This is a genomic window from Chitinophaga sp. (assembly GCF_039596155.1).
Lineage (GTDB): Bacteria > Bacteroidota > Bacteroidia > Chitinophagales > Chitinophagaceae > Chitinophaga.
In genome coordinates this window covers 1-12,489 of sequence record NZ_JBCNKF010000027.1, presented here as the reverse complement: position 1 = coordinate 12,489, position 12,489 = coordinate 1, and the positions used below count along the sequence as shown (strand labels likewise).

Genomic DNA, 12,489 nt, shown 5'->3' with positions numbered 1-12,489 from the left:
TATAGCATAAATGCATTTTAATGCAAATCAAGGAATTTAACTGAAGAAGTTGTCATTTAATTCTAACAGTTGAATTCCCGTCAATCAACCTTCTCCCATACCTGCGTCCTTCCCATAGCAGCAAAACCAACATACCCCCGTACCTTCAAATACTTACCATCCCGCTTTATAATACACTTATACTCATCGCCTGACTCGGGGTCCATAATTCTCCCTCCTGAATACTCATTACCATCCTTCTGTAGCCCTCTGATGATTTCCAATCCGATCATCGGTCTCCCCTTCCTATCACCTACACAAGCCACACAATTATGATTTTCCGGCTCAACCAGCAGTTGAACGATTCTCCCATAAAACTTTCCATCCTGGTTTTTAAATATCTCAATAATAGATTCCGCCTTCCTGGTTTTATCATTGAAAGTCTTCCACTGTCCTTCAATCTGGGCAAAGGCATGCATTGTTCCAAAGCAAAAGATTGCCATTACAAATAAATGTCTCATATCGTTTAGATTAAAATAACTTCGTCGTTATACCTACTGAAATACCTATTACATCGTAGCTATTGATCTTTACAAAGGGCTGTTCCATATGAAAGAGATACCTACCCTCAATAAAAATAGCTGCACTTTTAACAAAATAGAATTCAATGCCACCTGCACCTGCCATCATTGGAACCATTTTCGATTGCTGCGATACGCTATACCCATCAGTTACCGTCGTTATATATGGATATGAATAATTACTGGCTCCTCCCTGAACTAAGGCATACGCTCCTATCCCTTTATAAATCTTACAACGATATCCCACTCCTAGCAGAAAATCGTTCGCGCTAATTTCCCCTTTTAAGACATTCGTATTATTCACTGCCTCATTTTGATAATTATTATTACGGCTGTTATAATCAAACCGCAAGAATAGCCCCTGCCTGTTCTTTATACGAACTTCCGCACCGGTATTCAGGGTAGTGCCAGACTGAATACCTCCGCCAGGAGATACTCCATACCCGATGCCAAACGGTAAGTATAATTTATCAAAAAACGATCGGCCCGAAGACTGCGCACGCGCATCCACACTGATAAGATGAAAAAGAAAAAAAAGACACAGGTTTCTCATGGTACAATTTATTTGACAATAATATCCCGTACGCCGAAAACCAGCGCATGTGATTACTAATAATTAAAGCGAATGATTAAGAAATTAAATCTGATTCAACCATTTTTTAAGATGGTTGGAACGCTCCCGGCTAATTAAAATTTCGTCTTCGACGGCAGGAGCTAACTCAATTTTCAATTGTCCATTATGAGAAAGATGAATGGCCTTTATACTTTTCAAACTAACCAGATACTGCCTGTTTAACCGGAAGAAATTGACGGGATTCATTTCATTCTCCAATTCCTCCAATGTTTGATCGACTACAAACAAATCGCCTTTATGCGTAGTTAAATAAGTATTTTTATTGGCCGATCTAAAGTAGGCTATCTCCGACTCTCCTATAGGCACTAATCTATCCCGATGTGGAAGCAGGAACCTGGTACGGTAAACCGTTTGCTTATGTTGCATATTTTTCAACAACTGAACCAGACTCTCATCTCTTACTTTTAGGTTCATTGACTGTACTTTCTGAATGCTCCGCTGTAATTTATCTGTTTCTAATGGCTTTAACAGATAATCAATTCCATTTACCTGGAACGCTTTTAATGCATACTCATCATATGCTGTTATGAAAATAACAGATGACCTGATATCCACCTGGTTAAATATTTCAAAACTGTTGCCATCTGTTAACTGTACATCCATAAAAACAATATCAGGATGGTTGTTCATTTGCAACCACTCTACGCTGGATTTAACCGTTTGTAGCCGGCCAACAACCGAAATTACTATATCCAATTCCAAAAGGCATTTTTCAAGTCTTTTGATATTAGGTAATTCATCTTCTATAATTAATGCTGATATCATATATTAAATTATTCCTGGTCACTCAATTTAATTAAAGGAATCTCAACAGTAAACGAGCCTTCCTTATCAATTATAACAGGCTTTACCTCATTCATCAGTAAATATCGTTGCTCTATATTCTTTAACCCCATCTGTAATCCAATTCCTTTATGCAATCGCGGCGACTTGTTATTTTTAACTGCAATCAATTCCCTATCTGTAATAAGTATTTGAATTGTCAGCGGCTCATCCAACGAAAACATATTATGCTTGATAGCATTTTCTATTAAAAGCTGTAAGGTTAACGGAGGTACACCATATTTATGCGCCTGTGAAAACTCGTCTATCTCAACCCGGATGCTATCGCCATACCGGGTTTGATATAAATATAAATACCCTTTGATAAAATCCAGTTCTTCCTGTAACGAAATAATATGCTGAGATTTATTGGAAAGCATATACCTATATATCGATACCAGTTTTGTGATAAAACTAATAGCAACCTTAGGCTCATCTTCCACCAATGAAATTGCTGCACTTAGATTATTGAATAGAAAATGTGGGTCGAGCTGCAATTTCAGTACATCCAGCTGTGCCTGATTAGAAAGACGCTCCAACTCCAGCCCCCTTACACTGGCATCATTCCACTTATGGAAGAAATATTCAGCTGTGAATACCGCATTATTAAGTACGCATAGTATTATTCCTATTATCATTACCTGCCGGTAAAGTGTGTCATCATGGAAATATGACCTGAGATATATTTCGAAAAAGAATAGTATTAACAATAAGGTGATTATACTGTGTATTCCAAACTGAATAACAATTCGCTTACCTATACTTCTCTCCCATGGGTACCATTTATTTAGCAAATGTGTGAGCTGAATGCCTAACTCAAATAAAATAGAAGCATAACCTACACAGAACAGAATTTGCAAAAAGAACTCACCAATACTCATTGACATAAAGTCTCTCAGCCAATTCTCCACGGGATTGATCAGCTGAAAGAAAAGATATAATAGTACTCCGAAAATCGGATACCCGTATATTCTAAACAATCTATAATTATGGTTACGCATACGCTAACTTAATAATATTTAAAACAATTTCCGAAGCCATCTGTTTATAATGTGTTTTTATGAGGCCCGATAGGAATATCGGGCCTGTCTACTTATCCTACAACTGCATTGCTTTTTCGCAAATCTATAATTATCAATCCCTGTAAATACTATTTAATGTATACTCCCTGTCACCTTAGACAACGTTGCGATTGCTGATAAATATTCAAACACACCCTGTGTATAGTCATTATTTGATTGTAACAGGGACAGATCAGCATCTGCCACTTCAGTATATTTAACCAAACCCATTTTCCAGCGGCTGCGAACAAATTCAAGGGATCTTTCCCTGGCTATACATAACTCCTTTAACCGTTCTATCTTACTTTTACTTTCCACTAACGATGCCATACCATTACGTATCTGTAAGCTCGCCTGTTTAGTCAGTAATATGCGTTCAGCAGCCAACTGGTCCAGCTGCAACATACTTTGCCTCACCCTGGCATCTGTTCGGAAACCGGTAAAAATGGGTATTGAAAGCTGCACACCGACAAACACGTTATTTGGATACTGATAGCTACCGAATTTAAAATTTTCGGATTGTGCCTGTATACCATACTGACCGATAAAACCTAAAGACGGCAAACGTTTGACCTTTTCATTGTTGATTTCCTGCTCAGCTATCTGTCTTTTCCAGTCATTCACCTGGAAATCCGGGCGTTTACTCTCTGCTTTCGATATTTCTACTAATAATTGCTGATCACCTAATAAGGACATACCTATAGTATCAGTCAAATCCAGTTCTGCATCAGGGGAAAGGTCCAGCATGCTTTTCAGATAATTGGAGCTGATTTCCACCGCTGTCTGAGCTTTCATAACATTAATATGCATCAGCGACACATTACTCCATGCCGTCAACGTATCATTAACGCTGGCATAGCCCTTTGATAATATCGTTTTACTCTCATTCAGTCGCTGTTCTGCCCTGTTCAATGCCGCAACACCTGTCGCCAGCTGTTGCCTGGAAATCAGCACGTTGAAATAGGCTTTACGAATTTCATCCGCCAGCTCCCAGCGGGATAGTTCGACATTTGCCATCTGCAGGTTTTCATTCAATTTTGCCGACTTAACATTGCCCGAAACGGTCGCGTTAAATAATGGCATATTAACATTTACGGTCCCGGTATATGCATTTGCAGCAGATGCAGGAATAGCCTGTAGTTGTTTAGCATCGTAGGTAATCTGCCCGGCTGCATTTATGCCAAAGGTAGGCAGATAAAATACCACAGGTTTTATATTACGCATGTAAGTAGCAGTCGCCTCAATCTGGGGATATAAATATGACTGCGCTTCCTTTAGACTGTATTTAGCTTTCTTCGCCTCAATCTCTGCTATTTTTATTTGTTGATTGGCTATCAAACCTGAATCAACAGCCTGCTTTAGTGAAAGCGATACCTTCTCCTGACTTTTCCCTTTCATGGTAAAACTGACAATAATCATTAACAGCAGAACCGCTTTCGCCGGTATATAGGCCAGCCGTTTACCTCCGGTGGAACGAAACCGTCTCCTCAACCTGGTTACCACATAATAAACAACCGGCACTACCACCAGGGTAAGAAACATGCTACTGCTCAATCCCCCGACAAGTACCCACGCCAGTCCACTACTGAAGGCGGCAGACGCCCCACTTGCCAATGCAAGCGGCAACATACCAATTACCATGGCAAGTGTTGTCATCAGGATCGGTCTGAATCTGGATTCACCCGCTTCAACCAATGCCTGAATTAATCTCCTGGTGCTAACATTGTCTCCCAGCAATTCATTTGTTCGGTCCACCAACAGGATACCATTCTTAACGACCAACCCCATCATCATAATCAAACCAAAAATCGCAAAAACATTCAATGACTTCCCGGTCAGTGCCAATGCCAGCAATGCACCACAAAGCGCCAGCGGGATTGAGAATAAAATAATAAATGGAGAAATCCAGTTATTGTATAATAAGACCATGATAAGGTAAACAAGAATCAGGGATACCAGTAATGCCGTTATCAGGCTACCAAATGAATCATCCTGCAACTCCAGATCACCTTCATATTTCACAGTAATACCATTATTGAGTTGTAAACCATCTATCGCAGTTTTAATATCCGCCCCGACATCACCTACCGGGCGGCTTGATACCTGACTTAAAATTGCAACGCAGGGCTGCTTATTCCTTCTGTTCAGTGCCGATGAACCTGCCTGTGTTGTTACCTCTGCAAACTGGTTCAGGTAAACGATCTGCCCTTTCTCATTCACAAAACTAAGGTTCAAAAGTTCACCTGTATGATTAATATCGTTTTCATTTAACTGAATATGGATGTCCTTTTCCTTATCATGGTCCCGGAATTTCATTTCATCATACCCATATACGCTCATACGCAGTGCATTGCCAACAGTTGCGGTACTTAGACCCATTGCCGCCATTTTCTCCCTGTCTAACACCAGCTTCAATTCTGGTTTGCCCTCCTGGGAGGATAAACGTGGGTTCAATACTCCCTCAATAAGTCTGATACGTTGTAAGATCCTTTCTGCAGCCAGGTTTACACTATCCCGGTTGGTGCCGGTAACCAACAATTGTATAGGTGCCTCATTTGCACCAAACAGACCAATCGGAGACACTCTGCTTTTTACACCCGGCACCTGCATGGCAAGGGCCTTTACCTCTCTTGACAATTTAGCAAGTGACTTTTTCCGCTCATTTACAGGTACAAGGCTAATATTTACGGTCGCAATATTGGTATTATACCTTTCGTCAAACCCGTCATTCTGATACCCAATGTTTGAAAATAACCTGGTTACCTCTGGAATGCTTTTCAGCTTTCCCTCGATAATTCTCACTGTTGAATCTGTTGCATTTAGCTTCGCACCTGGCTCTAATTCAACAAACAAGCTCATCTCTCCCTTATCAGCTGCCGGCAAAAATTCAGTGCCTACAATTCCCGTAGTTAAAAGTGAAATAGCTCCTGCAAGCGTAGATATAGCAACAATGCCAATGATAATTTTATGTTTCAGACTCCAGTGAAGTAATTTTCCATACCCCCGGGTCATTTGCCGGATTCGGCCCTCGAACCAAAGTCCTGCCCTGCCTAAGAAGGTTGCCGGACTTAAATGTTCAAGTTTAGAAAATCTTGAGGCCATTATTGGTGTGAGTGTAAAAGAGACAACCAGGCTTGACAAGGTAGATACAACAATTACCAGAGAAAACTCCTTAATTAAGCTACCTACCAGTCCTGTCACCAATGCCATTGGTAAGAATACCACTACATCCACAAAGGTGATTGACAATGCCGCAAAACCTATCTGATTACGTCCATCCAGTGCTGCCACTCTTTTATCTTTTCCCATTTCAAGGTGGTGGTAAATATTTTCGAGTACCACAATTGAATCATCAACCAATACTCCTATTACAAGACTGATAGCAAGCAACGTCATCAGGTTCAGTGAATACCCAAGTGCATACATCATTATAAATGCACTGAATAGAGAGGCAGGTATCGACACCATGATAATCACTGCATTTCTAAGACTATGCAGAAATACCAGCATGACCAGTGCTACAAGCAGGATGGCTACACCTATATCTTCGTATACCTGATGCGCTGCGGCGAGGGTGAACTCAGAACTATCCTGTGCAACATTGAATTGCAGATGATCCTGTTTATAATCTTTTTCCATATCAACGATTGCCTCGCGCACCAGCTTTGCTACTGCTGCGGCATTTGATCCTGATTGCTTATTTATAAAAATTGCTACTGATGATTTGCCATTTAAACGGCTACGTACATCTTCCTCTTTCGGTGCACCATACACATATGCCAGGTCTCCAACTCTGACTATGCTACCATCATCAAACTTTTTAACCACAATACTTTTCACCTGGTTGGTATCCGAAAATTTACCGCTTACTCTCACTCCAAATTGCGCATCATTATCTTTAATAGTGCCAACCGGGTAATCAAGGTTCTCTCTCTGAATAGCTTCAAACAAAGCTGTAATAGGCAAGCCGATACTGGTCAGCTTATCCTGCCTGGCTAGTACTTTAATTTCATTTGACCTACCTCCCAGTATCTTTACCTTACCTACCCCCTTTAACTGTGCCAACCTTGTTTTAATCTGGTTATTTACCAGATCATATAATGATGACGCACTCAAATCTGATGTTACCGCCAACTTTACGACAGGCAAATCATTTACGTTGAATTTTTCCAACACAGGTGTTTTAACCCCCGCGGGGAAGTCGGCCAAAATAGTGTTCACCGCACGTTGAACATCCTGTAATGCCTGTTCCTGATCTGCGTCTGCGACAAACTCAACAGAAACAACGGAAACATTTTCTAAAGAGTTCCCACTTACTTTTTTGGTTTTACTAACGGTGGATACTGCTTCTTCTATCTTCTTTGTTACGCTGTTTTCAACGTCTTCCGGTGACGCACCAGGATATGCAGTGATGATGGTAACAGCAGGCGTAGCCAGATCGGGCAATAACTCATATTTTAGATGCTGGTAACTCAGAAAACTTAGTCCGCCTAAAATCAGGAAAAGTACTATAAATAAGATCGGCCTTTTAATAGCAAGTCCGGTGATGCTCATATCGAAACATTGAAATATTATACAATTATTGGTGAATATCCACGTGCTGAATTTGCTTGCCATCGGCAGCGTTCAACATACCATTAATCATGATGGTATCTCCTCTTTGAATACCATCTGTGACCATTACATAATCACCATATGACTTTCCGATAGTTATCGCTGTCAATACAGCTTTATCTGATTTATGAATCACGTAAACAAAATTTCCTTTTTTATTTGTTATCATTGCTGTACGTGGGATAGCCGTACCTTTAATGGTTCTATCTGCATTAAATACAACAGATATACTCATCCCTGCCAATAGCTTAAATGGACGGTTATTCTTAACTATAACTTCTATAGGGAATGTCCTGGCATCAGAAGCAACCGGAATAATCGCATTTACTTCTCCTGAAAAAGGAACATCCGGGTAGGCATCTACTTTAATTTTTACATCGTCGTTGATTTTAACACCAGCAATCACTGTTTCGGGTAGATATACAGTGACTTTGACCTCATCGAGGGAAGCAATTGAACATAATGGAGTACCGGGAGCAACAAATTCTCCGTTATTTACTTTCTTTTCAAAAATGACACCTCTGGCAGGTGCGGTCACCACAGTTTGAGCTATTTGTTTCTCACTGATACTTAATTGAGATGCCGCGTTCTGCATTTGTAGTTTTGCATTGGATACTTCTATTTCTGAAGCGTTGCCAGTGGATAACAGGGCTTTTAGATTATTATAATCCTTAACAGCCTTTTCATAGACATCCTGATTGATTTTATGAGTGGCCGCTTTAGTAACAGGATCCAATTTTGCCAATAGCGATCCTTTAGAAACCTGTATTCCTTTTTCAATAGCAGAATAGATTATTTTACCCTCTGTTTCAGCCGTTACGGTAGTAGTCTGGCCGGCCTCCACTGAACCGCGATATACAAGAGAATCGATAAATATTGTATCACGAACAATTGCTGCCTGGGCATTATACCATCCCAGGCTCTGCTCTTCTTTTATTTCGTTCTGAACAGCTGCCTGGTTGCCACTTAATTTGAAATAGATACCTACCGATAGAATAATTACTACGGATAGGAGTAACAATATTTTCTTCGTCTTGGTCCAGTTCATTTTTGTACTTGATTTTATGCAAATGTGGGGCGAAGACGGGAGGGAAATTTTTCAAAGTGACTGACCTGCCATAAATGGCTACTGAAATTACACAGGCATGTACTGTATGATATCCTTTACTTTCAAAGTGGAGAATTGGGCTACTATTTTTATACATTAAGAAACACCATCATAGTGGGTTTTACCTTCAAATTTAAAGCTACCCACCCCATAACTCATTCATGGACAATCACTAACCGGTTCAATTCCAGGTACGCCCTTGTAAAACCCTGCTTATAGGATGGTTATTGATATACTTGCTGAAACTTTCTCTTTGTTACCCAATATGAATCTATAAAAATGATACCTTTGGAAAAAGCCCTTACTATTGAAATATGTTTTGCTGATAATAGCCGTGATCTTCAGTTCTATTTTTTTATTTTCTGCGAAGATGGTCTACGTTTTGCCAATAATGGCACCGGCCAGTTCTGGCTGCGGCATGCCAGGATTGGTTGGTATGATCTTCTTGTGGATTTGTGTTATTTTATTCGTAGTTAGTACCTGGTTGTGGGGAGTCACGATTGCCCGTTTCCGGCGTAAAAATAATACCAGACAATGAATAAAAATGTTCTATTCCTAAGGCCAAAATGCCAGAAAAAAATGTTCAGTCGTGATTATAAATTCGATGTATATAATAAACTAAAAAACACTGCTAATAGTGTGTTCACAATACGGTGATTTTATTTACATTATTTAAAACAAGCTCATAACCTTAGATCTTCCATGAAACCTGTATTCTACATGACATTGACGATAGCACTTTTCTTTACTTCCTGTAAGCGTCGAAATACGCCGCTCCCAAACGAATTTAAGGGTCTTGCCGGCAAATGGAAACTGATGGCAATTTACAAGGACCATTATATTACCGATGATTTCATAAATTGGAGGGCTGTGGTTGAGGACAAGTATGTAGAGTTTAATATGGATGGCAGCATGAAAGATGAGCGGTATAATGCTTTTAGAATTGGCGATTACTATTCCGACGGATACCTGGTGGAAGACAGCGTCATATTCACTTATAGAAATGACGGATTTCAAAGCGATACCACAAGTTATACATATACACTAACCCCCGATGAATTGATACTTTATCCAATCCAATTCGGGAGCTCGGGTGAAGTAGGCATGAAATATTTCCGTGTCTCCAGCAAATAATTGTGATCTTACGCCATATTTTATCCCGCGGATAGAACTATTCCTAAAATTTGGAATCCGATCTGAGAGGAGCTGGCATGCCGGAGCTGCATGGCTGTTTCCAGGAGTTCTTGTATATTAATCAATCCATTCCCCGGAGAATATTTGCGAATTCCAGGCCAAAGCCCGGCAGGCAGTCCCCGGTATCAAAAATGCGATTTAGGGTAGTATAATAATCACGATGACCAGGCTACGATCCTGGTTAAATTGCACCAGTAAATAAGTAGTCGTTTTTCATTGTCGAAGGATGGATACCGGGAAACAGCAAAAGTGTTGCCTATGAAATACTAACCCAAAAAACACAACCTGCTCAAACTTCTAAATTGCACTACTAACCATTTTTTAAAAAAAATCCGGGCATAAATGGATTATTAACCAAAAAATAAATATTACTTTCGCGGAATATCTACTTGCAAAAGGCACAAAAAATGATCCCTAGACGATTCGTAAACTTTCTGTCTGCAACGGCAGCAGTAACCCTTTCTATACAAGTTTCTGCCCAAGGTTTGATTATTAGTGATGGTGGTAATCTGGTCGTAAAAGATTCTGCAAAAATTGTAGTGAATAATGGTGGTATTGCCAACTCCGGAATATTTAATGGAGGAAACGGTTCAGTTGTTTTTACCGGCTCTTTACCCGCTACCGTATCGGGGTCGTCTATCACTTACTTTAATACCATAACACTCAGTAAGTCGACGGGTACATTAACATTATTGCAGCATTCCGGTGCAAATGGTCAGGTAAACATGGTTGCAGGAAATATTGACTTGAATGGTTATAACCTGGATTTGGGTAATACCGGGATTTTGAATGGTGAAACAGCTGCTGCACATGTCATTGGGCCAAATGGTGGCTTTTTGATCAGGACTGCCGATATTTCCGCTGGCGGTAGTGTGAATCCGGGTAACTTAGGCATGATAGTTACACCCACCAGTAATCTGGGTCTTACTGTTATAAAAAGAGGACAACAAGCGTTACAGGCAGGAAGCAATAATAGTATTAACCGGTTTTATGATGTAGCCGCAACAAACGGGACGAGCGGTAAAGAAGATATCACATTTCACTATTTTGATAATGAATTAAATGGCAACCTTGAAAATGAGCTTGCTGTTTATTATATAAAGTCTCCTGACACACCAGGCATATGGCGCATCCCTTATGCTGCTGACGTAAATAACAATACTATCCAGATCAATAACGATTCATTTAACGGAAGATATATCATTGGCAATAATAACGTTGACTCCATCATTGCCTCTCCCCTGTCGGGTGAATTGTATCAAAACAGGGCTCAGCTTAGCTGGACTACACGATATGAGAGAAATACGTTTCGTTTTGAATTACAGCGCAGCTCAAACAATAACAATTTCCGCAACATAGCCACGTTGCCCGCTGCAGGAAACTCCAATTCCACCCTGGCGTATTCTTATACAGAACCTACATCTGTAGCTGATGTATGGAGCTATCGCTATAAGATCATTTTTACTGATAGTACTTATAAGTATTCAAATATAGTCACTTTAACACCTGCTGGTTATCCAAACATTGTATTGCAGGTAACTCCCAACCCCACTACTGGTCCTTTAAATATTAAATTCAACAGCTTTGTTGAGCAGGAGGTGTATGTAGAAGTCATAAGTAATACCGGTGCAATGGTTACCCGTAAAAAGATCAATGCAGCAATCGGGGTTAACACCGTATCAATTGATATTAGCAGTGCCGGGGCAGGCACATACTACTTAAAAATGGTTAACCTTTCTGACAAGGCGATTAAAATAATAAAATTCAATCCTTAATATTTATTCAATACCCATGCAATTTAGAAAAATCCTTACAGGCTTTTTGCTTGCATTCACATTACAGGCTACTGCACAAAATGTAGGCGTTAACGTTGATGGCTCTCAACCTGATAATAGTGCTATGCTGGATGTAAAGAGCACCGTTAAAGGTTTACTTATACCAAGAATGACTGCTGCGCAAAAAGCTGCAATTGCAAGTCCGGCTACTGGTTTATTGATTTATCAGACTGATGGAACCAATGGTTTTTATTATAATAAAGGAACGGCTGTCTCGCCGGAATGGACTAGTCTTGGAGCGATGGGAACAGCTGGTGCAAATGGTTCGAATGCATTAATTAAGACAACGGTTGTTACTGCCGGTACAATCTGTAGTAGCGGTGGATCTAAGGTGGAAGTAGGCACAGATAGTAATAATAATGGCGTGTTGGAAAATGGGGAGATTGATAATAACCTTACAATTTATATATGTAATGGTGAAAAAGGTGCTGCTGGTCCGCAAGGGATTCAGGGTGTAAAGGGTGACAAAGGGGATATAGGTGCTACTGGTCCGCAAGGTATTCAAGGTGTAAAGGGGGACAAAGGAGATATAGGTGCCACTGGTCCGCAAGGAGCAACTGGACCTCAGGGGGCAACAGGGCCACAAGGAGACAAAGGGGATAAAGGTGATACGGGAGCCACTGGTCCGCAGGGTATTCAAGGTGTAAAAGGAGATAAGGGT

At 40.3% G+C, this 12,489-nt stretch carries 8 protein-coding genes and 1 pseudogene; 3 read left to right on the top strand and 6 right to left on the bottom strand.

Annotation, left to right across the window (positions count from 1 at the left end; genetic code table 11):
• Positions 1–80 precede the first annotated feature (80 nt).
• The 6 genes from ABDW33_RS22980 to ABDW33_RS22955 form a co-directional block, all read right to left on the bottom strand.
• Positions 81–500, bottom strand: coding sequence for a DUF2147 domain-containing protein (locus ABDW33_RS22980; RefSeq protein WP_343692444.1), 420 nt, complete (start codon positions 498–500; stop codon positions 81–83).
• A gap of 10 nt (positions 501–510) precedes the next feature.
• Positions 511–1,113 (bottom strand): hypothetical protein, encoded by a 603-nt coding sequence (locus tag ABDW33_RS22975; protein ID WP_343692443.1) that lies wholly within the window; start codon positions 1,111–1,113, stop codon positions 511–513.
• An 84-nt stretch (positions 1,114–1,197) separates the two neighbouring features.
• The gene (locus tag ABDW33_RS22970; RefSeq protein ID WP_343692442.1) at positions 1,198–1,959 is read right to left on the bottom strand and encodes a LytTR family DNA-binding domain-containing protein; all 762 of its coding nucleotides are present in this window, start codon (positions 1,957–1,959) and stop codon (positions 1,198–1,200) included.
• A gap of 8 nt (positions 1,960–1,967) precedes the next feature.
• Positions 1,968–2,903 (bottom strand): histidine kinase, encoded by a 936-nt coding sequence (locus ABDW33_RS22965; RefSeq protein WP_343692441.1) that lies wholly within the window; start codon positions 2,901–2,903, stop codon positions 1,968–1,970.
• A 267-nt stretch (positions 2,904–3,170) separates the two neighbouring features.
• Complete coding sequence (locus ABDW33_RS22960) at positions 3,171–7,631, bottom strand: efflux RND transporter permease subunit (RefSeq protein WP_343692440.1); 4,461 nt, start codon at positions 7,629–7,631, stop codon at positions 3,171–3,173.
• 25 nt (positions 7,632–7,656) lie between these two features.
• A complete protein-coding gene (locus ABDW33_RS22955) occupies positions 7,657–8,739 on the bottom strand; it encodes an efflux RND transporter periplasmic adaptor subunit (protein ID WP_343692439.1) in 1,083 nt (360 codons plus the stop codon).
• 762 nt (positions 8,740–9,501) lie between these two features.
• Between ABDW33_RS22955 and ABDW33_RS22950 the strand changes: the two genes are divergently transcribed.
• From ABDW33_RS22950 to ABDW33_RS22940, 3 genes and pseudogenes are all read left to right on the top strand, one after another.
• Positions 9,502–9,933, top strand: coding sequence for a hypothetical protein (locus ABDW33_RS22950; RefSeq protein ID WP_343692438.1), 432 nt, complete (start codon positions 9,502–9,504; stop codon positions 9,931–9,933).
• A gap of 467 nt (positions 9,934–10,400) precedes the next feature.
• Positions 10,401–11,768: a T9SS type A sorting domain-containing protein gene (locus ABDW33_RS22945; RefSeq protein ID WP_343692437.1), complete on the top strand. Its 1,368-nt coding sequence runs from the start codon at positions 10,401–10,403 to the stop codon at positions 11,766–11,768.
• A 16-nt stretch (positions 11,769–11,784) separates the two neighbouring features.
• Positions 11,785–12,489 (top strand): annotated as a pseudogene (locus tag ABDW33_RS22940) (hypothetical protein); the annotation flags it as partial.